Source organism: Nocardioides marmotae (assembly GCF_013177455.1).
GTDB lineage: Bacteria > Actinomycetota > Actinomycetes > Propionibacteriales > Nocardioidaceae > Nocardioides > Nocardioides marmotae.
The window spans coordinates 2,058,551-2,081,871 of the sequence record NZ_CP053660.1 but is presented as its reverse complement, the minus strand read 5'-3'; the positions used below and the strand labels follow the sequence as shown (position 1 = coordinate 2,081,871).

Here is a 23,321-nt window from a genome sequence, read left to right as displayed (position 1 = left end):
GAGCTCCTCAGCTCTCGAGGCGAGGGACGGGGTGGACGTACGCGGTCGCGCCGCGGATCTGCAGGATCTCGACGGATTCACCCGGTGCGATGCTGACCAGGTCGTCGTAGGGCTTGGCGGTCCAGTCCTCGCCGGCGACGCGGATGCGTCCGGGCTCGAGCGCGCTGACCGCCTGGGTGACGATGCCCCGCTGGCCGACGAGCTTGTTGTGGCTCATCGTGAGCTCGGGGCCGCTGTGCAGGCGCTTGACGACCGAGGGCCGGACCAGGGCCAGCATGGCCACCGAGGTGGCGGCCGCGACCAGGATCTGGACGACCAGGGGCGCGGAGAGCAGGCCGGCCACCATGCCGGCGATCGCGCCGACCGCCAGCATCAGCAGGATCAGGTCCAGGCTGAACAGCTCGGCGACGCCCAGCGTGAAGCCGAGACCGAGCCACACCGCCCAGGCGTTGTCTCCGAGCCAGTCCATGGCACGACCCTATCGGTAGGAACCGACGTCGCGCCGCCGGTCAGCGGGCCCGGGTGCGTCGGCGGGCGGCCCAGCGGCCGTCCTCGTGGCTGAGCAGCAGCGGCATGCCGAACGTGGCGGCCAGGTTGTCCTCGGTCAGCACGTCGTCGAGCAGGCCCGCCGCGACGACCGCGCCCTCGCGCAGCAGCAGGGCGTGGCTGAAGCCCGGCGGGATCTCCTCGACGTGGTGGGAGACCAGCACCGTGGCCGGGGAGTCGGGGTCCATCGCGAGCACGCTCAGGGTGGAGACGAGGTCCTCGCGGCCCCCGAGGTCGAGGCCCGCCGCGGGCTCGTCGAGCAGCAGCAGCTCGGGGTCGGTCATCAGCGCCCGGGCGATCTGGACGCGCTTGCGCTCGCCCTCGCTGAGGGTGCCGAAGGTGCGGTCGGCGAGGTGGCCGGCCCGGACCTCGTCGAGCAGCTCGGCGGCGCGCTCGTGGTCGAGCTCGTCGTAGTCCTCACGCCAGCGCCCGACCACGCCGTACGACGCCGACACCACGACGTCGCGGACCTTCTCCTGCCGCGGGATCCGCTCGGCGAGCGCCGCGCTGGTCAGGCCGATGCGGGGCCGCAGCTCGAAGACGTCGACGGTCCCCATGACCTCCTCGAGGATGCCGGCGACGCCCGAGGTGGGGTGCACCTGGGCGGCGGCGACCTGCAGGAGGGTGGTCTTGCCGGCGCCGTTCGGGCCGAGGATGACCCAGCGCTCGTCCTCCTCGACGGTCCAGGACACCTGGTCGAGCAGGGTGGACCCGCCGCGTCGGACCGTCACGTCGGCGAACTCCAGGACTGCGGCCATGGGCGTCACCCTAGCGAGTGGCCCGGGCGCCCTGCCGGGGCCCGTCGCGGTCGCGTCGTACAGTCCCCGCCGTGCACGACGACCCCTCCGAGACGCTCCCGGCCGCGGCCCGGCTGGCCTGGTGGGGCACCGCCTGGCTGCGGGGCGCCGTGGTGACCGACCTGCTCGTGGATGCCGTCATCGGCGACGACGCCACGCACACCGTCGCCGACCCGTTCCAGGGCACCGACACCCTCGTCGGCGGGCTCGCTCGCCTGCGCGCGGAGGGCGCACGCTCCTTCGGCGCGGCGTTCCCGGCCGAGGGCGACCCGGTCGGGCTCGGCGGGCCCGCGTCGTTCAACGCGGCCGCGCTCGAGGAGGGCTCCGCCGTCGTCGTGGAGGGCACCGGCCTCGGCCTGGTCCCCCAGCGGACCGGGGCCGCGGTCGCGTGGGTCCTCCACCCGGCGCAGCGCAGGCAGCTGCCCGACGTCGGCGAGGCCGACCGGGGGCTGCGCGCCGCGCTGCTGGAGTCGGCCTCCGCGCTGGCCGCCCTCGACGTCGCCCGGTGGAACCCCGAGGTGGCCGACCGGCTGATGAACCTGCGGCACCGGCCCGCGCTCACCGCGCCGGCCGGCGTGCCCGACCGCTGCGTGGACCTCGCGGCCCGCGGCCTGCAGGCGACCGGGATCGCGGCGCTGGCGCTGGAGGACGACGGCGGCGCCGTGACCGCCCACGAGATGACCGCGCGCCGGGAGGCCCTGGTGCCGCTGGAGCGGGCCGGCCGGCGCGCGCTGGTCGCCGCCTGCTCCCCGGAGGTCTGGCCACCCGCGTGAGGCTCATCTGCCCCACACCCCGATCTCGGTGCCGCCGGGGTCGGTGAGGTGGAACCGGCGGCCGCCGGGGAACGCGTACGGCTCGCGGACCACGGTGCCGCCCGCGGCCCGGACCGCCGCGAGGGTCGCGTCGAGGTCCGCGGAGTGCAGCAGCACCAGCGGCCGCCCCGGGCTCGTCGACGCGCCGGGCTCGCCCGTCGCGGCCAGGCCCCCGACCTCACCGCGCCCGGAGGGCGCGAGGATCGCGGCGTACGACGGCCCGTAGCGGCGGAACCGCCAGCCGAACGCCTCGCCGTAGAAGCGCTCGGCCGCCTCCAGGTCGGGCACGGGCACCTCGACGTAGTCGATCCCGTGGTGCTGGGGCTCCGGGCCGGCCTCGCCGACGCCGTCGGTCCACACCTCCACCACCTCGGTGAGCAGGCCCGCGGCCACGGTGCCGAAGGCGGCGAGGTGGTACGTCGTCGCGCCGCTGGTCACCCGGGCGCGCAGCGCGGCCGACTCCCCCGCGCCCGTGACCTGCTCCCGGGTGAAGGTCCACGGCCCCGGGTAGTCGCGGTTGAGGGCGACGAAGCCGTCGCGGTCGAAGACCTCGCCGGTGTGCAGCAGCCGGACCGCGACGTCCGGCGCGAGCAGCGCGGCCAGGCCCGCCCAGTCGCGGGCGGCGATGGTGTCGGCGTACCGGGTCATCGCGGTCGTGGCGTCCATGGCCCGAGCATGGACGCGGCCACCGACAGTCGTCGGGCCAGCGATAACCTCGGACGCGATGGAGACCCCGGAGACCCTGCTCATCACGCTCACCGGCAAGGACCGCCCGGGCGTCACCTCGGCGATCTTCTCGACCCTGGCCCGCACCGGCGTCGAGGTCGTCGACATCGAGCAGATCGTGCTGCGCCGTCGGCTGATCCTCGGTGTGCTGGTGACGGTGCCCGAGCGCTGGCAGCTGCTGCACGACGCCATGACCGCGACCGCCGACGAGCTCGGGATGAGCATCGAGATCGAGCGCGGCACCGGCGACAACCGGACCCGCCCCGGCGGGCGCTCGCACGTGACCGTCATCGGCTCCCCGCTGCGCGCGACCGACATGGCCGGCGTCGCCGGGCGGATCGCCGAGGCCGGCGCGAACATCGACCGCATCGAGCGGATGGCGCGCTACCCCGTCACCGCGATCGAGCTGCACGTCTCCGGCGCCGCACCCGCCGTCCTGCGCACCGCCCTGGCCGCCGAAGCCTCCGCGCGCGGCATCGACATCGCCGTGCAGCCCGCCGACCTCCTGCGCCGCGGCATGCGCCTGATCGTGATGGACGTCGACTCCACCCTCGTCCAGGGCGAGGTCATCGAGATGCTCGCCGCCCACGCCGGCTGCGAGGCCGAGGTCGCGGAGGTGACCGAGCGGGCGATGCGGGGCGAGGTCGACTTCGAGGAGTCCCTCCGCGCGCGGGTGGCGCTGCTCGAGGGCGTGCCGGCCACCGCCCTGGACTCCGTCTACGACAGCCTCCAGCTGGCCCCCGGCGCCCGCACGATGGTCCGCACCCTCAAGCGGCTCGGCTACCGGTTCGCGATCGTCTCCGGCGGCTTCTCCCAGATCACCGACCGGCTCGCCGCCGACCTCGGCATCCACTACGCCCGCGCCAACGAGCTCGAGATCCTCGACGGCCGGCTCACCGGCCGCGTCGTCGGCGAGGTCGTCGACCGGGCCGGCAAGGCCCGCGCCCTGCGCGAGTTCGCCGCCGACATCGGCGTCCCCCTCGACGCCGTCATCGCCATCGGCGACGGCGCCAACGACCTCGACATGCTCAACGCCGCCGGCCTCGGCATCGCCTACAACGCCAAGCCCATGGTCCGCGACGCCGCCGACACCGCCGTCAACGTCCCTTACCTCGACACCATCCTCTACCTCCTCGGCATCTCCCGCGAGGACATCGAGGCCGCCGACGCCGCCGCCGGCATCGTCACCCCCGCTCCTCCGGTCTGAGGGGGTTTTCCGTGGGGATCGCGTCCCACCTATAGGTGGGATGCGACCGCTTCTGGGCCAATAAATCGCCCCAGAAGCGGTTGCAAAGGCCCAGAAGTCGGGGTGAACCCTCACCCGCCGCTGGAGGGTCAGGCAACCGCCGGGAACAGCGCGGCCAGCACGATGTCGGCGACCCGAGCCGGGTCCTGGAGGTCTGACCAGGTGATCCGGATGCAGCGCCAGCCGGTCAGGCGCCGGACGAGGTCCTCCCGGTTCTTCTCCCGTACGACAGCATCGGCGATGCTCTCACCCGGTCGGCGGTGCTTCTCGTACTTGCTGCGCCCGTCGAACTCCACCCACACCCCCAGCTCCGGCCAAGCGAAGTCGAGCCGCGCGACGACCCGGCCGGTGCCGTCCTTCACCTCGTGCTGGAGCACCGGCTTGGGCACGTGATGCTGGTAGAAGAGCCAGAACGCCCGGCTCTCGCCCACGGATTCGATCCGCGCGTCCGCGAGCCGGAGGAGGACCTCCCCGGCGAGCGTGCCGGGCCACGACTCCATCTCGACCACCTGTGACCGCAGGTCGGAATCGGTGACCAGACCACGGTGGAGAAGGTCGTTCAGTGCGCAGAAGGCGGCCTCGGACGGCCCGACGGCACAGGACTCGATCGCAGCACGGGCGGGGTTGGTCACCAGCACGCCGTTGACCGTTGCCAGGTCTGCAGGGGCGATCCGTCCGACGTGCGAGTACACCCCGGCCTCGTGCCGACCCCAGGTCCCGTCGGTCCGCGTGACATGGACGTCGCGGAGGTCGAAGCCCCACAGCGGAGCGCCGAGCTCGGCGAGTGCGGAGACGTGCGACAGCGCCATCGTCGTCCTCGCCTGGCCCAGCACCGCGCGCCCGCGGAGGCCGAACCGGCCGCCTTCGTCCAGGGCGCGCCAGACGTCGGGGCCGACGTACGCCCCGGGCCGCACCCGCACCAGGTCGCCGCGGCACAGCAGCCGCTGGATCGCGCTGCTCGTGTAACCGTGAGCCAGCAGGTCGCGCCGCAGGAGCACCGGCCCGTTCCTCGGGTCGTCGGCCGGTCGGGTCTTCGTCGGGATCATCATGGGTCGCGGATGCCCGACCGCAGCGGCGCGGACACCACGGCCCTCGGCGCCTGTGGAGAACTGTCCTACTTCTGGGTCAATGCACCCGCTTCTGGGCCGAAATACTGCCCCGGAAGCGGGTGCGTCCCACCTATAGGTGGGACGCTCGCCCCAGCCCGACTACGCCCCGACGAAGAACGCGACGACCGAGGCGGAGGCGTCGGCGAGCTCGTCCCAGTCGCCGTCGTAGGAGAGCACGGTGGTGGCGGAGGTGGGGTAGCCGAGGGCGAGGCGGTTGCCGGCCTCGACGTCACCCTCGCCGTCGTCGAGCAGTTGGGCGAGGGTGCCCATGGTGGGGTTGTGGCCGACGACGACGAGCGTGCGGACGTCGGCGGGGACGGCGCGGACCAGGTCGAGCGCGGACTCCGGCCCGGCGGCGTACAGGGTCTCCTCCACCTCGGGCTCGAGGTCCCAGCCGGCGGCGTCGGCGATGTCGTCCCAGGTCTGGAGCGTGCGGACGGCGCCGGAGACGAGCGCGTGGTCGGGCACGATCCCCTGCTCGGCGAGCCAGGTGCCGACGGCGGCCGCGGCGACGTGGCCGCTCTCGGCGAGGCGTCGTTCGGCATCGGTCGGGCCGTCGGCCTCCGCCTTGGCGTGCCGCACGACCACCAGCGTCCGGCTGCCTTCGTCTCCGCTCACGGGACCAGTCTCCCAGCCTCAGGCACCGAGGGCGTGGAAGCCCCCGTCGACGTGGACGATCTCACCGGTGGTGGCCGGGAAGAAGTCCGAGAGCAGCGCGCACACCGCCCGCGCGGTCGGCTCCTGGTCGGTGTTGTCCCAGCCGAGCGGCGCGCGGGTCCCCCACATCTCCTCGAGGTCGGAGAACCCGGGGATCGCCTTGGCCGCCAGCGTCCGCAGCGGACCGGCGGAGACCAGGTTGCAGCGGATACCCGCCGGCCCGAGGTCGCGGGCGAGGTAGCGCGAGGTCGATTCCAGCGCGGCCTTCGCCACGCCCATCCAGTCGTACGCCGGCCACGCGACGGTCGCGTCGAAGGTCAGCCCCACGACCGACCCGCCGGCGCCCATCAGCGGCCGGCAGGCGGTCGCCAGCGACTTCAGCGAGTACGCCGAGACCTGGACCGCCTGCGCGACGTCCTCCCACGGGCCGTCGAGGAACCGACCGCCCAGCAGGGTCTCGGGGTTGCCGTAGGCGATGGAGTGGACCACGCCGTCGAGACCGTCGACGTGCTCGCGCACCAGGTCCGGCAGCCGGCGGAGGTGCTCGGGGTCGGTGACGTCGAGCTCGAGGACCGGCGGCTCGACCGGGAGCCGCTTGGCGATCCGCCGGGTGATGCCGAGCGCCCGGCCGAAGTTGGAGATGAGCACCGTGGCGCCCTGCTCCTGGGCGACCTTCGCGGTCGCGAAGCCGATCGAGCTGTCCATCGTCACGCCCGCGACGAGGATCCGCTTGCCGGCGAGGATGCCGGAGGTGCCGGTGGTGTCAGGTGTCATGTCAGTGCCCCATCCCGAGGCCGCCGTCGACGGGGATCACGGCCCCGGTGACGTACCCCGCGTCGTCGGAGGCCAGCCAGGTCACCGCGGAGGCGACCTCGGCCGGCACGGCGTAGCGCCCGAGCGGCACCTGCGCCTTGATCGTGTCGCGCTGCTCGTCGGTGAGCACGCCGGTCATGTCGGTCTCGACGAAGCCGGGCGCGACGACGTTGGTGGTGATCGACCGCGAGCCGAGCTCGCGGGCCAGGGAGCGCGCCATGCCGACCAGGCCGGCCTTGGAGGCGGCGTAGTTGGCCTGCCCGGCGGACCCGAGCAGGCCGACCACCGAGGAGATCAGGATGATCCGCCCGCGGCGCAGCCGCAGCATGCCCTTGGCCGCGCGCTTGGCGAGCCGGTAGGAGCCGGTCAGGTTGGTGTCGATGACCGAGGACCAGTCGTCCTCGCTCATCCGCAGCAGCAGGGTGTCCTTCGTGATGCCGGCGTTGGCGACGAGCACCTCGACCGGGCCGTGCGCTGCCTCGACCTCGGCGAACGCCGCGTCGACGGCGGCGGGGTCGGTGACGTCGCAGCGGACGTCGAGCGCTCCCTCGGGGGCGCCGCCGTTGCGGGTGGTCACGGCGACGCGGTCGCCCTGGGCCAGGAACGCCTCGGCGATCGCGCGGCCGATGCCGCGGTTGCCGCCGGTGACGAGCACCGAGCGGCCGGTCGGGGAGGCGTCCGTGGGGTCTGTCTCACTCACGTCGAAGGACGCTAGTGATTACCCCGGGGTACGCCTAACAGCCTGCACCGACCGCCCGGAGGGGCTCGGGCTCAGTCGTCCTCGAGGCGGAAACCGACCTTGATGCCGACCTGGAAGTGCTCGACCGTGCCGTCCTTGACCTGCCCGCGGACCTGGGTCACCTCGAACCAGTCGAGGTGGCGCAGCGTGCGCGCGGCGCGCTCGACGCCGTTGCGGATGGCCTCGTCGATCCCGTCGGGCGAGGTGCCGACGATCTCGGTGACACGGTAGGTGCGGTTCGTCATGGGGGGAGCCTTCCGGTGGGCGCGTGGGAGTCGCACTCTAGCGACGTAGGCTTGACGACATGGCCCGCGACCAGCGCAGGGACCGCGACGACGCGGTGCGCATCACCACGGCTGCCTCCAGCCACAACGCCGACATCGCCGCCCGGCAGCGGCGCTACCTGCTGTCGATGAGCATCCGCTCGATCTGCTTCGTGGGCGCCGTGGTCGCCGCCCTCGCCGGCATCCAGTGGCTCTGGCCGTTCCTCATCGCCGGCGCGATCCTGCTGCCGTACGTCGCCGTGGTGCTCGCGAACGTGCAGGCCACGCGCAAGGAGGGGTTCGCGCTGCAGGACGCGGCGTACGGCGCCCCCGAGCTCCCCGCCGCGCCCAGCGACCCCGAGGTCGGGCACTCCGCGCGATGACGCGATGATCGGCCTGATGATCACCGCCGTGACCTGCGCTGGGATGGACGACTGATGGACCCCGACACCTGCTCGGCCAAGGGCTGCACCGCGCCCGCCGCGTGGCAGCTGCAGTGGAACAACCCCAAGCTGCACACCCCCGACCGGCGCAAGGTGTGGCTGGCGTGCGGGGACCACCGGTCCTCGCTCTCGGACTTCCTCACCGCGCGCGGGTTCCTCAAGGACGTCGTCCCGCACGAGGCGGGCGCGTCGCAGGGGCGGGAGTAGCGCTCAGCCGCCGATGGCCGACATGGGTCGGTCGGGTTGGAGGAACGTCGGGTCGTCGATGCCGTGCCCGGCGCGCTTGCCGAGCATCGCCACGACCCAGCGGTCAGCGATCTCCTCGTCGGTGGCGCCACCGCGCAGCGCGGCGCGCAGGTCGGACTCCTCGCGGGCGAACAGGCAGTTGCGGACCTGTCCGTCCGCGGTCAGCCGGACCCGGTCGCAGTCGCCGCAGAAGGGACGGGTCACCGAGGCGATGACCCCGACGGTGCCGGGGCCGCCGTCGACCCGGAACAGCTCGGCCGGGGCGCTCCCCCGCGGCTCGACGGCCGGGCTGAGCTCGAAGTCGCGGGAGAGCCGCTCGAAGATCTCCTCCGCGGTGATCATGCCGGTGCGCGACCAGCCGTGCTGGGCGTCCAGCGGCATCTGCTCGATGAAGCGCAGCTCGTAGCCGCGCTCGAGGCACCAGGCCAGCAGCTCGCCCGCCTGGTCGTCGTTGGTGCCGCGCAGCAGCACCGCGTTGACCTTGACCGGGCCCAGCCCGGCGGCCTGGGCGGCCTCCAGCCCGGCGACGACGTCGGGCAGCCGGTCGCGGCGGGTGATGGCGTGGAAGGTCTCGGCGCGCACGCTGTCGAGGCTGACGTTGACCCGGTCCAGGCCGGCCGCCGCGAGCTTGTCCGCGGTGCGGGCCAGGCCGAGCGCGTTGGTGGTGATCGAGAGCTCCAGGTCGGGCCCGAGGGCCCGGGTGCGCTCGACGATCCCGACCAGGCCCCGGCGTACCAGCGGCTCGCCACCGGTGAACCGCACCTCGCGCACCCCCAGGTGCGACACCCCGATCCCGATCAGCCGGACGACCTCGTCGTCGCTGAGCACCGAGTCGTCGGGCAGCCAGTCCAGGCCCTCGGCCGGCATGCAGTAGTTGCAGCGGAGGTTGCACCGGTCGGTGAGCGAGACGCGCAGGTCCGTGGCCACCCGGCCATAGCGGTCCTGCAGGGGTCTCGTCACTCCCGCAGTCTAGGTCGCTGCTCCCAGGAGTCGAGGATCACGACCGCCGGGCGTGGGAACGGGTCCGGCGGCGGATAGCCTCGGGGGGTGCGTCGGTTCCGGATCCTGCTGAGTCGACGGTGGGCCTTCTTCGCCCTGGCCATCGTCGGCGTCGCCTGGGCGACCTGGTGGCTCGGCAACTGGCAGTTCGACCGGCTCGAGGACCGCCGCAGCAGCAACGCCGTCGTCGAGCGCAACGAGAACCTCGAGCCGGCCCCGGTCGCCGAGGTCCTCTCCCCCGGCGGCGACGTCGCCGAGGACGACGAGTGGCGGGTGGTCACCGCGACCGGCGAGTACGCCGTCGAGGACACCGTCATCGTCCGGTACCGCACCCGCGACGGCGAGGCCGGCATCGAGGTGGTCGTCCCGCTCATCACCGCCGACGGCACCGCCCTGGTGGTCGACCGCGGCTGGATGCCCACCGACAACCGCGGCGGCGACGCCGAGGGGGTCCCCGACCCGCCGAGCGGCGAGGTGACGATCACCGGCTACGTGCGCGCCGACGGCACCGGCGACAGCACGCGGGTCGTGGACGGCAGCACCCGCGCGGTCTCGAGCGAGGAGATCGGCGAGGCGATCGGCCGGCCGACGTACGGCGGCTTCGTCGACCTGCGCTCGGAGGACCCCGAGCCCGCGGAGACGCTCACCCCGCGCGACCTGCCCGAGCAGAATGACGGCCCGCACTTCTTCTACGGGCTCCAGTGGTGGTTCTTCGGGGTGCTCGCGATCTTCGGCTTCCTCTACCTCGCCTACGACGAGCTCAAGCGCGGCCCGCACGGCCAGCGCGGCTCCCGTCGACCGCCGCGTCCCAAGGCCGACCCGCGCACCGGCAAGCGTCCGCCGCGGGAGCCCGCTCAGAGCGCCCGCAGCGCCCCGCCGTCGACCGGCAGCATCACGCCGGAGACGAACGACGCCGCGGGCGAGAGCAGGAACGCCGCCGCCCGCCCGAACTCCTCCGGCCGGCCGTAGCGACGCAGCGGGATCGCCGCCTCGGCCCGGGCGCGCTCGGCCGCCGGGTCGTCGGCGAGCGCGTCGAGCTCGGCCACCCGGTCGGTCGCGACGCGGCCGGGCAGCAGCCCGTTGACGCGTACGCCGCGTGGCCCGACCTCGTCGGCCAGCGTCTTGGCGACCATGGCCAGGCCGGGGCGCAGCCCGTTGGAGACGGCGAGCCCGGCCAGGGGTGACCGGACGCTGGAGGAGAGCACCAGCGCCAGCGACCCGCCCGCGGGCAGCGCCTCGACGACCGTGCGGCAGATCCGCACCGCGCCGAGGAACACCGAGTCGAAGGCGTCGCGCCACTGCTCGTCGCTCGCCTCCAGCACCGTCCCCGCGGGCGGACCGCCGACGCTGACCAGCGCCCCGTCGAGCCTGCCGAAGGCGTCGTGCGCCGCGGCGAGGAGCCGGCCGGGCGTCGCGGGGTCGGCGTTGTCGGCGACGACGGTCGCCACGCGGTCGGGCCCCAGCTCCGCCCGCGCGGCGGCGAGCGAGTCCTCCGAGCGGCCCGAGAGCACCACGCGGGCGCCCTCGGCCACGAGCACCTCCGCGGTGGCCCGGCCGAGGCCGCGGGCGCCGCCGGTGACCAGGAGGACCCGGTCGGTCAGCTGGAGGTCCATCAGTGGGCGCCGCTCACGCCGGGACGTCCTCGACCAGCTGGGTGCGGTACAGGTCGGCGTACAGCCCGCCCTGGGCGAGCAGCTGGGTGTGGGTGCCCGACTGGACGATCCGGCCGTCCTGGACGACCAGGATCTGGTCGGCGTTGCGCACCGTGGAGAGCCGGTGGGCGATGACCAGCGAGGTGCGGCCCGCGTGCGCGGCGTCCAGCGCGCGCTGGACGGCGACCTCCGAGCCGGAGTCGAGGTGCGCGGTCGCCTCGTCGAGCACGACGATCGAGGGTGCCTTGAGCAGCAGCCGGGCGATGGCCAGGCGCTGCCGCTCCCCACCGGAGAGGCGGTAGCCGCGGTCCCCGACCACCGTGTCGAGCCCGTCGGGCAGGGCCCGGACGAGGGTGGAGACCTGAGCGGCCTCGAGGGCCTGCCAGATCTCCTCGTCGGAGGCGCCGGGCCGGGCGTAGAGCAGGTTGGCCCGGATCGTGTCGTGGAACATGTGGGCGTCCTGGGTGACGTACCCGACGGTGTCCTCCAGGGACTGGAGGGTCACGTCGCGGACGTCGTGGCCGCCGACGCGCACGGCGCCGCCGTTCACGTCGTAGAGCCTGGCCACCAGGTGGGTGACGGTCGTCTTGCCCGCGCCCGAGGGGCCGACCAGGGCGATCATCTGCCCGGCGTCGGCGACGAAGGAGATGTCGTGGAGCACCGGGCCGTTGTCGCGGGACTCCGTGCGGGCCACGGTCTCCAGGGACGCCAGCGACACGTCGTCGGCGCGGGGGTAGCTGAACGAGACGTGGTCGAACTCCAGGCGCGACGCCGTCGGCGGCAGGGCGACCGCGCCGGGCTTCTCGCGGACCAACGAGGGCAGGTCGAGCACCTCGAAGACCCGCTCGAAGCTGACCAGCGCGGTCATCACGTCGATGCGGACGTTGGAGAGGCCCTGGAGCGGCCCGAGCAGCCGCAGCAGCAGGGTGGCCAGCGCCAGGAGCGTGCCGACGGTGAGGGTGCCGTCGATGGCTAGGTGCCCGCCGACGCCGTACACCAGCGCCGTGGCGAGCGCCGGGACGAGCATCATCGCGGCGCCGAAGATGCGGGTGATCAGGGAGATCCGCACGCCGAGGTCGCGGACGTTGGCCGCCTTGTCGGCGAACAGCGCGTCCTCCTCGCCGCGGCGGCCGAAGAGCTTGAGCAGCATCGCGCCGCCGACGTTGAAGCGCTCGGTCATCACGTTGCCGAGGTCGGCGTTGCCGTCCATCTGGCGCCGGGTGAGCCCGGCGAGCTTGCTGCTGACGAACCGGGAGACGCCGAAGAGGATCGGGAACATCGCCAGGCACAGCAGCGTCACCTGCCAGCTGAGCGCGAACATCGCGATGCCGACGACGAGCACGGCGATGGTGTTCGACACCGTGCTGGACAGCGTCGAGGTGAACGCCCGCTGGGCGCCGATGACGTCGTTGTTGAGCCGGGAGACCAGGGCGCCGGTCTGGGTGCGGGTGAAGAACGCCAGCGACTGGCGCTGGACGTGCCCGAAGACCTGGGTCCGCAGGTCGTAGATGAGCCCCTCACCGATCTTCGAGGACAACCAGCCGCCGAGGACCGCCAGGAGGGCGTTGAGGACCGCGACCCCGGCCATCGCCAGGGCGAGCACGGTGACCAGGCGGGCGTCGTTCTTCAAGATGCCGTCGTCGACCACGCGCTGAACCAGCAGCGGCGTGACCACCACCATCGCGGCGTCGATGACGGTCAGGACGAGGAAGACCGCGATGGTGCGCCGGTGCGGGCGGGCGAAGCCCAGCACCCGGCGCAGCGTTGCGCCGGTGATCCGGTTGTCGACCACGCTCCGGTCCGACCTCAGGTGGCGCCACGCGGCGCCTGCGCCGTACATCCCCGACATCGCTGCTCCTTCACCTACCTCCCGCGAGGGCGGCCATCTCGCGGAACCGGCGCACCTGCGCCTCGCGCTCGAGGCGTCGCTGCGTCTCGAGGTCCCGCTCCTGCGCCCCCTGGAGGAGCTCCTTGATCTCGCGGACCGCGCCCGGGAGGGGCGCGACCAGGGCCTGGACCAGGTCGGCGACCGTGGAGTCGAGCTCCTCGGTCGGCACGGCGGCGAGCGCCAGGCCGATCCGCACGGCCTCGTCTGCACCCACCATCCGCGCGGTCGCGCAGATCTCCAGTGCCCTGGCGTAGCCAACGCTGTCGACCAGCGGCTTTGTTCCCGTCAGGTCCGGCACCAGCCCGAGGGCGGCCTCCTTCATCGACAGCTGCGCGTCGGTGGACAGGACCCGCAGGTCGCAGGCGAGCGCGAGCTGGAAGCCGGCGCCGATGGCGTACCCGTGCACCGCCGCGACCGAGACGAACCGCGGGTCGCGCAGGAACGTGAAGCCCCGCTGGTAGGCGTCGATCGTCGCGGAGAGCTCCTCGTCGGAGAGCATCACCAGCCCGGCCACCGACTCCTCCTCGCCGCCGACCGACGAGGGGTCGAGCAGCCGGCGGTCCAGGCCGGCCGAGAACGCGGCGCCGTTGCCCCGCACCACCACCACGCGTACGTCGCCGGGCAACGCCTCGCCCAGGTCGGCCAGCGCGCGCCACATCGCCGGGGTCTGCGCGTTCCGCACGTCGGGCCGGTCGAGCGTGATCGTCGCGACCGGGCCGGTGAGGTCCAGCTGCAGACCCGCCGCGGCGAGGGTCTCCGGTGAGGGTGTCGTCATGGGCGCGAGCCTAGGTCCGCCCGCCGACAGCCCCGCCGACAGCCCCCACCACCAGCCCACCACCAACGACCGCCCGGGACGGTCGCCGTGGCCGGGCCGGCCTCAGGCCAGCGACACCAGGTCGGCGTACCCCTCGTTCCACAGGTCCTCGTCGCCGTCGGGCAGCAGCAGCACCCGGTCCGGCTCGAGCGCGCGGACCGCGCCCTCGTCGTGGGTGACCAGCACGATCGCGCCCTCGTAGGAGCGGATCGCGGCCAGCACCTCCTCGCGCGAGGCGGGGTCGAGGTTGTTGGTGGGCTCGTCGAGCAGCAGCACGTTGGCGCTGGAGACGACCAGCGAGGCCAGCGCGAGGCGCGTCTTCTCCCCACCGGAGAGGACCTTCGCGGGCTTGTGGGCGTCCTCGCCGGAGAAGAGGAACGAGCCGAGCACCGAGCGCGCCTCGGTGTCGGTGAGCTGCGGCGCCGCGGACTGCATGTTCTCCAGCACGGTCCGGTCGGTGTCGAGCGTCTCGTGCTCCTGGGCGTAGTAGCCGACCTTGAGCCCGTGGCCCGGCACGACCTCGCCGGTGTCGGCCTGGTCGACGCCGGCCAGGATGCGCAGCATCGTGGTCTTGCCGGCGCCGTTGAGGCCCAGGATGACCACCCGCGAGCCCTTGTCGATCGCCAGGTCGACGTCGGTGAAGACCTCGAGCGACCCGTAGGACTTCGACAGGCCGGTCGCGGTGAGCGGGGTCTTGCCACAGGCAGCGGGCTTGGGGAAGACGATCCGCGCGACCTTGTCGGCCTGCCGCTCCCCCTCGAGCCCGGCCATCATCTTCTCGGCCCGCTTGAGCATCGACTGCGCCGCCGAGGCCTTGCTGGCCTTCGCACGCATCCGGTTGGCCTGGTCGGTCAGCGTCTTGGCCTTGGTCTCGGCGTTGGCGCGCTCGCGCTTGCGGCGCCGCTCGTCGGTCTCGCGCTGGACGAGGTAGTCCTTCCAGCCCATGTTGTAGACGTCGATCTCGCCGCGGTTGGCGTCGAGGTGGAGGACCTTGTTGACGGTCTCCTCCAGCAGCCCGTTGTCGTGGCTGATCACGATGAACCCGCCGCGGTGGGCCTTGAGGAAGTCGCGCAGCCACACGATCGAGTCGGCGTCGAGGTGGTTGGTCGGCTCGTCGAGGATGAGGATCTCGGCGCCGGAGAAGAGGATGCGGGCCAGCTCGACGCGACGACGCTGGCCACCGGAGAGGGTCTTCAGCGGCTGGGCCAGGATGCGGTCCTCGATGCCCAGGCTGTGCGCGATGACCGCGGCCTCGGACTCCGCGGCGTACCCGCCCCCGGCGTGCAGCTCGGCGTCGGCGCGCTCGTAGCGGCGCATCGCCTTGTCGCGCACGTTCGGGTCGTCGCTGCCCATCCCCGTCTCGGCGTCGCGCAGGCGGCGTACGACGTCGTCGAGCCCGCGCGCGGACAGGATGCGGTCGCGGGCGAGGACCTCCGGGTCACCCGTGCGGGGGTCCTGCGGCAGGTAGCCGACCTCGCTGGTGGTCGTGACCGTGCCGGCGGCGGGCTGCCCCTCCCCGGCGAGGATCTTGGTCAGCGTGGTCTTGCCGGCGCCGTTGCGCCCGACCAGACCGATCTTGTCCCCGGGCGCGACCCGGAAGCTGACGTTCTCCATGAGCAGTCGCGCGCCCGCTCGGACTTCCAGCTGGGTGGCGGTGATCATGAGGGCACCGAGTCTAGGTGGGTACGGGCCCAGCCACGAACCGGCACGGACGTGTGAGGAGTCACCATGCGCTTCAACCCCAAGGCCCGCCTGGACACGGGGCGGGTCCGTGACCGTGGCCGGGGTAGCGGCGGCGGGTTCGGGCGCGGCGGGCGCGGTGGCGGGCTGGGCGGGGCGCGCATGCCCGTCCCCGGTGGGATGCGGACCGGCGGCGGCATCGGCGGCGTGATCGTCCTGGTCCTGCTGTTCGTGCTCGTGCAGTGCGTCGGCGGCGGCGTGCCGGGGCTCGGCGGCGGCGGGGGCGCGGCGTACGACACCGGCCGGTTCGCCGACACCGACCGCTACGAGAACTGCCGGACCGGTGAGGACGCCAACGACGACGTCGACTGCGCCCGCGTCGCGGTCGAGAACTCCCTGCACGACTTCTGGTCCGACGAGCTCGGCAACCGGTTCCGGCCGGTCGAGCAGCTCGCGACGTTCTCCGGCTCGACCCAGACCGGGTGCGGCGGCGCCAGCTCCGCCGTGGGGCCATTCTACTGCCCGCCGGACTCCTCGATCTACCTCGACACGACCTTCTTCGAGGAGGTGCTCGACCGGCAGCTCGGCGGGCCCAGCGGCGGGTTCGTCGAGCCCTACGTGCTCGCCCACGAGTACGGCCACCACATCCAGAACCTCCTCGGCACCATGGGCCGCGTCCGCACCCAGCAGGGCCCGACCAGCGACGCGGTGCGGTTGGAGCTGCAGGCCGACTGCTACGCCGGGATGTGGGCCCGCGCGGCCACCTCGACCGAGGACGCCGACGGCAACGTGCTGATCAGCGAGCTGACCCGCCAGGACGTCGAGGAGGCGGTGGCCGCGGCCGAGGCCGTCGGCGACGACCGCATCCAGCAGAAGACCCAGGGCCAGGTCACCGAGGAGTCCTGGACCCACGGCTCGGCCGCGATGCGCGTGCGCTGGTTCGAGACCGGGTACGACACCGGCTCGCTCGAGGCCTGCGACACCTTCGCCGCCGACCGGCTCTGAGGCCGTACCGGGCGCGCTGCGCGACGTTTCATCGGCCGGCCGGTGGAACTGGCGCCGGGACGCTGAAGTTTTATCGGCCAACCGGGAGGTTCATCGGCCGGCCGATGAAACTGGCGCCGGGACGATGAAGTTCCATCGGCCAACCGGGAGCTTTGTCGGCCGGCCGATGAAACGTGGCCCGCCCACCAGCGCTCAGCGGCCGAGCAACGCCTCGACGTGCGGGGCCTGGCGCTGGAGGGCGCGCAGGTGCGGGGCGACCGCGGGGTGGCGGAACTTGCCGGCGAGCGCACCCTCGCCGCCGGCGGCGCGGGCCAGTGCCCACTCGGCGCCGTTGAGAGCGGTGAGCACCGCGGTCACCCGCGCCGCGTGCCGCACCTGGTCGGCCGTCGCCAGTCCGTCGGGCAGCCCGAGCAGGTAGGCGTCGACCAGCGGGTCGAGCTCCTCGCGGGCCAGCAGCGAGTAGTAGCCGAGGTCGGCCCCGACCGGGCCGTGCCCGAGCGTGCCCCAGTCGATCGCGAGCACGTCGTCGCCCTCGCGGCCCGGCAGGTTGGCCGGCGTCGGGTCGCCGTGCTGGGCGACCTGCGGCAGCGCGTCGAGCTCGGCGAGCAGCGTCGTACGACGTCGCCACAGGTGGTCGGCGACGTCGGCCACCGTGGTCCGCGCGAGCGTCGGCCACCCGCCGCGGTGCTCGACGCGGAGCATCCGGCTGCGCAGCTGGTCGCGGGCGAGCGCCGGCGCGGCCAGCGCGGCGCCGGCGAACCTGCCCAGGCAGCGGGCCACGAACAGCCCGCTGTTGGCGGCGTCCTCGACCCACGCCTGGGTCAGCGTGATGCCCTCGGTGTCCTCCTCGGCCGCCGCCTGCGGCTCCGCGCGCAGCCCCGGCGTCGCGACGACGAGCCTCTCGACCAGGACGTCCGCGGCGCGTCGCCAGTACGCCGGGTGGTGGGGGTCCGACAGCTCGACCGGGTCGCCGGGGAGCGGGCGCGCGAGGCGCTTGACCACGACCGGCTGGTCGCCGAGGACCGTGCGCCAGACCCCGACGGTCGACGCACCGCGCCCGCCGGGAACCGCCAGCCATCCCGGCTCCGGCTGCCACATGGCCTGGACGCTAGCCACGCCCGCGGTCCGCGTCACGCAGGCGCGCACAACCCGGCACGACCCGGCCACCGAACGGGCCCCGCGACCGCTCTCGTGATGCCCAGCGTGCGCCCCGGCGCACGCTGGGCATCACGAGGCGGCCGAGCACCAGCGTCAGGAAGCGTTGTGGACGGCCACCTGCACCGCGCAGGCGTCGAGGACGGCCGCGTCGAGGACCGCCCGGCGCGGATCGGGTACGGCGAGCCAGGGACCGACGACGGTGAGCCGGTCGAGCGGCGGCCCGGCCAGGACCTCCTCGACGGCGGCCCGGTCCCCGCCGGTGACGAGCGGACCGGACAGGCCGTGGAGGATCCGGGCGGCGTGGCCGGCCGCGGCCTCGTAGGCGGCCCGCGCCTGGTTGTCGCGCCGGCGGGCGAACCGCTGCTGGCTCTGGCCACCGGCCTTGGTGCGGCCCTGGACGTGGCGCTGGCCGACCTTGGAGTCCACGACGGTCCTGCCTGCGACCCGGGCCATCGCGAAGCCGCCCTTGCGCACGAGCAGCACGCCCCAGTCCTCGGGCGCGGCGCAGGCGGCGGCGAAGGCCTCGGCGTCCGGCAGGCCGGCGTACCGCTCCGCGAAGGGCAGCGAGGCGGCGAAGGTGGAGCCGTCGGCCGCGGCGCCGAACAGGTCCCCGGAGGTGACCTCGAGGGCGGTGGCGCCGTGGCGGCCCTGGAAGTTCAGCACCCACCGCGGCCAGCGCTGGGCGGGCACCAGCACCACCGACGGGCGGGAACCGGCGGCGCCCGGGCTCACCGGCCGGGCTTGGGGTGCAGGACCTTGAACCGCTCCAGGACGACCGGCATGTCGGGGCGGAAGCCTCGGCCGTGCGGGTCGACGTCGCGGAAGAACGCCTCGTGGCGGGCACGCCAGGTCGCCAGCGTCCGGTCCCCCTCGCCCTCGGCGTGGGCATGGGCCTCGTCGACCTCCTCGAAGGCGACGACGCGGACCTCGGTCGTGGCGACCAGCGCGCGGGGGTGGCCGCCGCCGTCGAGCACGATGCCGAGCGTGCCCGGCTCGGGCAGCGGCTCGCCCTCGAGGGCGTAGTCCTCGGCCGCGCTGGCGGTCGCGGTCTTGACCCCGTCGAGCACCAGCCCGGCGAGCTCGTCGGCCTGCTCCGGCGTGGCCCCGAAGGACCACGCCGGCGGCGGGAGCGAGACCAGCCCCGAGGGGCCGAAGTAGGCCGGCAGCCGCTCGAGCTTGGCCTGCCGGCGGGCGAGCACCCAGAAGGTCTCGACCTCGGGATCGCTCGCGAGGTCGCTCGCGAGGACGTTCGCGGGGTCGCTCGCGGGGTCGCTCGCGGTGTCGGTCACGCCAGGCTCAGACGTTGAAGCCGAGGGCGCGCAGCTGCTCGCGGCCGTCCTCGGTGATCTTGTCCGGGCCCCACGGCGGCATCCAGACCCAGTTGATCGCGACGTCGTTGACCAGGCCCTCGAGCGCGGCGTTGGTCTGGTCCTGGATGACGTCGGTCAGCGGGCAGGCCGCCGAGGTCAGCGTCATGTCGAGGACGACGTTGGAGCCCTCGTCGACGTGCACGTCGTAGACCAGGCCCAGGTCGACGACGTTGATCCCCAGCTCGGGGTCGACGACGTCCTTCATCGCCTCGGTCACCTCCTCGGGCGACACGGTCGAGGAGCCCGCCGGGGCGGGAGCACCGGTGGCCTCGGGGACCTCCGGCAGGTCGGAGTGGTCGAGCTCGGTCATCGGGTCTCCTCCAGGGATCGGGCCGTGGCGTCCTTCCAGGCCATCCACGACAGAAGCGCGCACTTCACGCGCGCGGGGAACTTCGCCACACCGGCGAAGGCGATGCCGTCCTCCAGCACGTCCTCGTCGGGCTCGACGGTCCCCTTGCCCTGCATCAGGGTCAGGAACTCCTCGTGCACCGACATCGCCTCGTCGACCGGCTTGCCGATCACGAGGTCGGTCATCACCGACGCGGACGCCTGGGAGATCGAGCAGCCGACGGCGTCGTACGACACGTCGGCGACCGTCCCGTCGGCGATGTGGACGCGCAGCGTCACCTCGTCGCCGCAGGTCGGGTTCACGTGGTGCACCTCGGCCTCGTAGGGCTCCCGCAGACCGGCGTGGTGGGGGTTCTTGTAGTGGTCCAGGATGATCTCCTGGTACAGCGAGTCGAGCTCGGCGTTCATCTTCTCAGCCCACCTTGAAGTACGCGCGGGTGTGCTCGAGGCCCTCCACGAGGGCGTCGATCTCCGCGGGGGTCGTGTAGAGGTACGACGACATCCGGGTCGTGCTCTGCACCCCGAAGCGGGCGTGCGCGGGCTTGGCGCAGTGGTGACCGGCCCGCACCGCGATGCCGCGGGAGTCGAGCACCTGGGCGATGTCGTGGGGGTGCACCCCGTCCATCTCGAAGGCGATCGCTCCCCCGCGCCGGGTGGCGTCCAGCGGCCCGAGGACCCGCAGGCCCGGGATCGTGGCGAGGCCCTCGAGCGCGTAGCCGGTGATCGCCTGCTCGTGGCGGTGGATGTTCTCCATCCCGACCGCCGCGAGGTAGTCCAGCGCCGCGCCGAGGCCCACGGCCTCGACGATCGGCGGGGTGCCGGCCTCGAACTTGTGCGGGATCCCGGCGTACGTCGACCGCTCCATGCGGACGGTCTCGATCATCTCGCCGCCACCGAGGAACGGCGGCAGCTGCTCGAGCAGCGACCGCTTGCCCCACAGCACGCCGATGCCGGTCGGGCCGACGACCTTGTGGCCGGTGAAGACCAGCACGTCGGCGTCGACCTCGGTGACGTCGACCGGCAGCTGCGGCGCGGCCTGCGAGGCGTCGACCACCACGATCGCGCCGACCTCGTGGGCGCGACGGGCGATCTCGGCGACCGGGTTGATCGTGCCGAGCATGTTCGAGACCCAGGTCAGCGAGACGACCTTGGTCCGCTCGGTGATCAACGAGTCGATCTCGGAGAGGTCGAGCTCGCCGGTCTCGGTGAGCCCGAACCAGCGCAGCGTGGCGCCCTTGCGCTCGGTGAGCATCTGCCACGGCACGATGTTGGAGTGGTGCTCCATCTCGGTGATGACGACCTCGTCGCCGGCACCGATCGCCAGGTCACCGGTGGCCCAGGCCAGGGTGTTGGCGACCAGGTTGAGCGCCTCGGAGGCGTTCTTGGTGAAGACCACCTCGTCGCGGCTCGGCGCGCCGATGAAGCGGGCGACCACGTCGCGCGCGTTCTCGAACGCCTCGGAGGACTCCGCCCCGAGCTGGTGCATGGCGCGCGCGACGTTCGCGTTGTGCCGCTCGAGGTGGTCGACCATCGCGTCGATCACGCACTGCGGCTTCTGCGAGGTGTTCGCGCTGTCGAGGTACACCAGCGGGACCCCGCCCGCGAGCGTGCGCTCGAGGATCGGGAAGTCCTTGCGGATGACCTCCAGCTCGGGGAGGAGCCCTGGGAGCACGATCAGACCGCCGCTGCCTTGAGGTACTTGTCGTACCCCTCGGCCTCGAGCTCGTCGGCGAGCTCGGGGCCGCCGGAGGCGGCGACCTTGCCGGCCACGAAGACGTGGACGAAGTCGGGCTTGATGTAGCGCAGGATCCGCGTGTAGTGCGTGATCAGCAGGACGCCCTTGCCCTCCTGCTCGCGGAAGCGGTTGACGCCCTCGGAGACGACCTTCAGCGCGTCGATGTCGAGGCCGGAGTCGGTCTCGTCGAGGATCGCGACCTTCGGGTTGAGCAGCTCGAGCTGGGCGATCTCGTGGCGCTTCTTCTCGCCACCGGAGAAGCCCTCGTTGACCGACCGGGTGCCGAAGGTCGGGTCGAGGTTGAGCCGCTGGAGGGCGCCGTTGACGTCCTTGACCCAGGTGCGCAGCTTGGGGGCCTCGCCGTCGATCGCGGTCTTGGCGGTGCGCAGGAAGTTCGAGACCGAGACGCCGGGGACCTCGACGGGGTACTGCATCGCGAGGAACAGGCCGGCGCGGGCACGCTCGTCGACCGACATCGTGAGGACGTCCTCACCGTCGAGGGTGACGCTGCCGCCGGTGATCGTGTACTTCGGGTGGCCGGCGATGGAGTAGGCCAGCGTCGACTTGCCGGACCCGTTGGGGCCCATGATCGCGTGGGTCTCGCCGGACCCGATGGTCAGCGTGACGCCCTTGAGGATCTCCTTGGGACCGTCCTCGGTGTCCACGGACACCTGCAGGTCCTTGATGACGAGCTCGCTCATGAGGGGGTGACTCCGTTCAGGGTGGTGGTGGTGTCGACGTAGACGCTCGGTCCGTCGGGGGATTCGCGGACCTCTACGGGGAAGGTCGCGACGGGTTCGGTGGCCGGGAGGCCGGTGGGCTTGCCGGTGCGGAGGTCGAAGCGGGAGCCGTGCAGCCAGCACTCGACCGCGCAGTCCGCGACCTCGCCCTCGCTGAGCGAGACCGCGGCGTGGGAGCAGAGGTCCTGCAGCGCGAAGACCTCGTCGCCGTTGCGGGCGATCGCGACGTCGTAGGCGCCGACGGTGACGCCGAGGGCCTCGTCGTCGGGTACGTCGCTCAGCCAGCAGGCACGCTCGAAGGTCACGAGGAGCCCACCGGCGGCAGGCCGTCGAGGACGTTCTTGGCCAGCTCGGCCTCGACGGTGGCGGTCAGCTGCTCCTCCAGGGAGGGGATGCCGACCTTGCGGATCAGGTCGTTGAAGAACCCGTGCAGCACCAGGCGGCGCGCCTCGGCGTCGGAGACGCCGCGCGAGCGCAGGTAGAACAGCTGCTCGTCGTCGAAGCGGGCGGTCGCCGACGCGTGGCCCGCGCCCTCGATCTCGCCGGTCTCGATCTCCAGGTTCGGCACCGAGTCGGCCTGGCAGCCGTCGGTGAGCACGAGGTTGCGGTTCTCCTCGTAGGTCTCGATGCCCTCGGCGACCTTGCGGATCAGCACGTTGCCGATCCAGACCGTCCGCGCGCCCTTGCCCTGCAGCGCACCCTTGTAGGCGACGTTGGACTTCGTCCGCGGCTGGTTGTGGTCGGCGAAGAGCCGGTGCTCGAGGTGCTGGCCGGCGTCGGCGAAGTACAGCCCGAGCAGCTCGGCGTGCCCGCCGGGGCCGTCGTACTCGACGTTGGCGTGCATCCGGACCACGTCGCCGCCGAAGCTCACCGAGGTGTGCTTGACGCTCGCGTCGCGGCCGACCCGGATCGCGTCGCGGCCCAGGTGGACCGCGTCGTCGTCCCAGTCCTGCAGGGAGACCATGTTGAGCTCGGCGCCGTCGCCCACGACCACGGTCGTGGTGGCGGCGTACCGCGCCGAGCCGGTGTGGCGCAGCACGATGGTGGCCTTGGAGTGGCGCCCGAGGCGGACCACGACATGGCCCCACACGAGGTCGTCGGCGTTCTCGCCGGTCAGCGTGACCACGACGGGGTCGGTGGTCTCGAGCTCGAGGTCGGCCGGGACGTCGAGCAGCACGGCGCCGCCGGCGTTGGCGACGGCCAGCGCGGAGGGCCGGTCGTTGGGCGCGAGCTCGCCGAGCTCACGCGCCTGCTCGGCGGTGATCTCGGTGAGGGTCACGCCCTCGGGCAGGGAGACCTCGCGACGCAGCTTGGTCGCGGAGGCCTCGCCGTCGAGGATGCCGCGCAGCCGCTTGAGCGGGGTGAAGCGCCACACCTCCTCGCGCCCGGTGGGGAGCGGGTGGTCGGCGAGGTCGTACGACGGCGGCGGGTTGAGGTGGGACTCCACCCGGTCCTGCTCGAGCGCGCTCGCGACGCTGTCGCGCGCGATGGCCGGGTCGGTGTCAGTCACGGTCACTACGGTTTGTCCTTCTGGG

At 73.1% G+C, this 23,321-nt stretch carries 28 protein-coding genes; 6 read left to right on the top strand and 22 right to left on the bottom strand.

Going from position 1 to position 23,321, the window contains the following annotated elements; all coding sequences use genetic code 11:
* Positions 1 to 7 precede the first annotated feature (7 nt).
* Both HPC71_RS10085 and HPC71_RS10080 read right to left on the bottom strand, forming a co-directional pair.
* On the bottom strand, positions 8 to 469 hold the full coding sequence (locus tag HPC71_RS10085; RefSeq protein WP_154614406.1) for an NfeD family protein: 462 nt from the start codon (positions 467 to 469) through the stop codon (positions 8 to 10).
* A gap of 40 nt (positions 470 to 509) precedes the next feature.
* Positions 510 to 1,304 (bottom strand): ABC transporter ATP-binding protein, encoded by a 795-nt coding sequence (locus HPC71_RS10080; RefSeq protein ID WP_154611688.1) that lies wholly within the window; start codon positions 1,302 to 1,304, stop codon positions 510 to 512.
* 71 nt (positions 1,305 to 1,375) lie between these two features.
* Between HPC71_RS10080 and HPC71_RS10075 the strand changes: the two genes are divergently transcribed.
* Complete coding sequence (locus HPC71_RS10075) at positions 1,376 to 2,116, top strand: Rv1486c family protein (RefSeq protein ID WP_171896647.1); 741 nt, start codon at positions 1,376 to 1,378, stop codon at positions 2,114 to 2,116.
* A gap of 3 nt (positions 2,117 to 2,119) precedes the next feature.
* On the opposite strand, the gene HPC71_RS10070 is transcribed toward HPC71_RS10075, so the two are convergent.
* The gene (locus HPC71_RS10070) at positions 2,120 to 2,821 is read right to left on the bottom strand and encodes a VOC family protein (RefSeq protein WP_171896646.1); all 702 of its coding nucleotides are present in this window, start codon (positions 2,819 to 2,821) and stop codon (positions 2,120 to 2,122) included.
* A 58-nt stretch (positions 2,822 to 2,879) separates the two neighbouring features.
* On the opposite strand from HPC71_RS10070, the gene serB reads away from it, so the two are divergent.
* Positions 2,880 to 4,088 carry a phosphoserine phosphatase SerB gene (gene serB, locus HPC71_RS10065; protein WP_154614407.1) on the top strand — a complete coding sequence of 403 codons (1,209 nt, stop codon included), beginning with the start codon at positions 2,880 to 2,882 and terminating at the stop codon, positions 4,086 to 4,088.
* 128 nt (positions 4,089 to 4,216) lie between these two features.
* On the opposite strand, the gene HPC71_RS10060 is transcribed toward serB, so the two are convergent.
* From HPC71_RS10060 to HPC71_RS10040, 5 genes are all read right to left on the bottom strand, one after another.
* On the bottom strand, positions 4,217 to 5,176 hold the full coding sequence (locus tag HPC71_RS10060; RefSeq protein ID WP_154614408.1) for a type IV toxin-antitoxin system AbiEi family antitoxin domain-containing protein: 960 nt from the start codon (positions 5,174 to 5,176) through the stop codon (positions 4,217 to 4,219).
* 159 nt (positions 5,177 to 5,335) lie between these two features.
* Positions 5,336 to 5,854 carry a SixA phosphatase family protein gene (locus HPC71_RS10055; RefSeq protein WP_171896645.1) on the bottom strand — a complete coding sequence of 173 codons (519 nt, stop codon included), beginning with the start codon at positions 5,852 to 5,854 and terminating at the stop codon, positions 5,336 to 5,338.
* Between the two features lie 18 nt (positions 5,855 to 5,872).
* Complete coding sequence (fabI, locus tag HPC71_RS10050) at positions 5,873 to 6,667, bottom strand: enoyl-ACP reductase FabI (RefSeq protein WP_154614409.1); 795 nt, start codon at positions 6,665 to 6,667, stop codon at positions 5,873 to 5,875.
* A gap of 1 nt (position 6,668) precedes the next feature.
* Positions 6,669 to 7,406, bottom strand: coding sequence for a beta-ketoacyl-ACP reductase (locus tag HPC71_RS10045; RefSeq protein ID WP_171896644.1), 738 nt, complete (start codon positions 7,404 to 7,406; stop codon positions 6,669 to 6,671).
* 71 nt (positions 7,407 to 7,477) lie between these two features.
* Positions 7,478 to 7,690 carry a dodecin gene (locus HPC71_RS10040; protein ID WP_154611692.1) on the bottom strand — a complete coding sequence of 71 codons (213 nt, stop codon included), beginning with the start codon at positions 7,688 to 7,690 and terminating at the stop codon, positions 7,478 to 7,480.
* Between the two features lie 59 nt (positions 7,691 to 7,749).
* Between HPC71_RS10040 and HPC71_RS10035 the strand changes: the two genes are divergently transcribed.
* Together HPC71_RS10035 and HPC71_RS10030 are read left to right on the top strand one after the other, a co-directional pair.
* On the top strand, positions 7,750 to 8,091 hold the full coding sequence (locus HPC71_RS10035) for a DUF3099 domain-containing protein (protein ID WP_154611693.1): 342 nt from the start codon (positions 7,750 to 7,752) through the stop codon (positions 8,089 to 8,091).
* A 54-nt stretch (positions 8,092 to 8,145) separates the two neighbouring features.
* Positions 8,146 to 8,358, top strand: coding sequence for an acetone carboxylase (locus HPC71_RS10030; protein WP_154611694.1), 213 nt, complete (start codon positions 8,146 to 8,148; stop codon positions 8,356 to 8,358).
* A gap of 3 nt (positions 8,359 to 8,361) precedes the next feature.
* Here HPC71_RS10030 and moaA read toward each other — a convergent pair whose 3' ends face one another.
* Positions 8,362 to 9,357, bottom strand: a complete 996-nt coding sequence (moaA, locus tag HPC71_RS10025) for a GTP 3',8-cyclase MoaA (RefSeq protein WP_171896643.1) — start codon at positions 9,355 to 9,357, stop codon at positions 8,362 to 8,364.
* Between the two features lie 87 nt (positions 9,358 to 9,444).
* Here moaA and HPC71_RS10020 point away from each other — a divergent pair, with 87 nt between their 5' ends.
* Positions 9,445 to 10,365 carry an SURF1 family cytochrome oxidase biogenesis protein gene (locus HPC71_RS10020; protein ID WP_171896642.1) on the top strand — a complete coding sequence of 307 codons (921 nt, stop codon included), beginning with the start codon at positions 9,445 to 9,447 and terminating at the stop codon, positions 10,363 to 10,365.
* Here HPC71_RS10020 and HPC71_RS10015 read toward each other — a convergent pair.
* The 4 genes from HPC71_RS10015 to abc-f form a co-directional block, all read right to left on the bottom strand.
* Positions 10,251 to 11,009, bottom strand: a complete 759-nt coding sequence (locus HPC71_RS10015; protein ID WP_154614410.1) for an SDR family oxidoreductase — start codon at positions 11,007 to 11,009, stop codon at positions 10,251 to 10,253. The two genes, HPC71_RS10020 and HPC71_RS10015, sit on opposite strands and share 115 nt — an antisense overlap.
* Positions 11,010 to 11,022: 13 nt before the next feature.
* Complete coding sequence (locus HPC71_RS10010) at positions 11,023 to 12,897, bottom strand: ABC transporter ATP-binding protein (protein WP_154614411.1); 1,875 nt, start codon at positions 12,895 to 12,897, stop codon at positions 11,023 to 11,025.
* Positions 12,898 to 12,907: 10 nt separating this feature from the next.
* Positions 12,908 to 13,711 carry an enoyl-CoA hydratase/isomerase family protein gene (locus HPC71_RS10005; protein ID WP_154614412.1) on the bottom strand — a complete coding sequence of 268 codons (804 nt, stop codon included), beginning with the start codon at positions 13,709 to 13,711 and terminating at the stop codon, positions 12,908 to 12,910.
* Positions 13,712 to 13,813: 102 nt separating this feature from the next.
* Complete coding sequence (gene abc-f, locus HPC71_RS10000) at positions 13,814 to 15,412, bottom strand: ribosomal protection-like ABC-F family protein (protein ID WP_154611698.1); 1,599 nt, start codon at positions 15,410 to 15,412, stop codon at positions 13,814 to 13,816.
* Between the two features lie 66 nt (positions 15,413 to 15,478).
* Between abc-f and ypfJ the strand changes: the two genes are divergently transcribed.
* Positions 15,479 to 16,435 (top strand): KPN_02809 family neutral zinc metallopeptidase, encoded by a 957-nt coding sequence (ypfJ, locus tag HPC71_RS09995; protein WP_154614413.1) that lies wholly within the window; start codon positions 15,479 to 15,481, stop codon positions 16,433 to 16,435.
* A 192-nt stretch (positions 16,436 to 16,627) separates the two neighbouring features.
* Here ypfJ and HPC71_RS09990 read toward each other — a convergent pair whose 3' ends face one another.
* The 9 genes from HPC71_RS09990 to sufD all read right to left on the bottom strand — a co-directional run bounded on the left by HPC71_RS09990 (position 16,628) and on the right by sufD (position 23,296).
* Positions 16,628 to 17,533, bottom strand: a complete 906-nt coding sequence (locus HPC71_RS09990) for a phosphotransferase (protein ID WP_154614414.1) — start codon at positions 17,531 to 17,533, stop codon at positions 16,628 to 16,630.
* Positions 17,534 to 17,686: 153 nt separating this feature from the next.
* A complete protein-coding gene (locus HPC71_RS09985; protein WP_171896641.1) occupies positions 17,687 to 18,325 on the bottom strand; it encodes an acVLRF1 family peptidyl-tRNA hydrolase in 639 nt (212 codons plus the stop codon).
* Positions 18,322 to 18,882 carry an ASCH domain-containing protein gene (locus tag HPC71_RS09980; RefSeq protein ID WP_171896640.1) on the bottom strand — a complete coding sequence of 187 codons (561 nt, stop codon included), beginning with the start codon at positions 18,880 to 18,882 and terminating at the stop codon, positions 18,322 to 18,324. Before HPC71_RS09980 ends, HPC71_RS09985 begins: the two co-directional genes overlap by 4 nt.
* Before the next feature lie 7 nt (positions 18,883 to 18,889).
* Positions 18,890 to 19,273 carry a metal-sulfur cluster assembly factor gene (locus HPC71_RS09975; protein ID WP_154611701.1) on the bottom strand — a complete coding sequence of 128 codons (384 nt, stop codon included), beginning with the start codon at positions 19,271 to 19,273 and terminating at the stop codon, positions 18,890 to 18,892.
* Positions 19,270 to 19,719, bottom strand: a complete 450-nt coding sequence (gene sufU / locus HPC71_RS09970; protein WP_154611702.1) for a Fe-S cluster assembly sulfur transfer protein SufU — start codon at positions 19,717 to 19,719, stop codon at positions 19,270 to 19,272. Before sufU ends, HPC71_RS09975 begins: the two co-directional genes overlap by 4 nt.
* 4 nt (positions 19,720 to 19,723) lie before the next feature.
* Entirely contained in the window at positions 19,724 to 20,989 is a 1,266-nt protein-coding gene (locus HPC71_RS09965) for a cysteine desulfurase (protein ID WP_154614415.1), read from the bottom strand.
* Complete coding sequence (gene sufC / locus HPC71_RS09960; RefSeq protein WP_154611703.1) at positions 20,986 to 21,747, bottom strand: Fe-S cluster assembly ATPase SufC; 762 nt, start codon at positions 21,745 to 21,747, stop codon at positions 20,986 to 20,988. Before sufC ends, HPC71_RS09965 begins: the two co-directional genes overlap by 4 nt.
* On the bottom strand, positions 21,744 to 22,091 hold the full coding sequence (locus HPC71_RS09955) for a non-heme iron oxygenase ferredoxin subunit (protein WP_171896639.1): 348 nt from the start codon (positions 22,089 to 22,091) through the stop codon (positions 21,744 to 21,746). Before HPC71_RS09955 ends, sufC begins: the two co-directional genes overlap by 4 nt.
* Complete coding sequence (gene sufD, locus HPC71_RS09950) at positions 22,088 to 23,296, bottom strand: Fe-S cluster assembly protein SufD (RefSeq protein WP_154611704.1); 1,209 nt, start codon at positions 23,294 to 23,296, stop codon at positions 22,088 to 22,090. The genes HPC71_RS09955 and sufD overlap by 4 nt, the downstream gene beginning before the upstream one ends.
* Positions 23,297 to 23,321 lie beyond the last annotated feature (25 nt).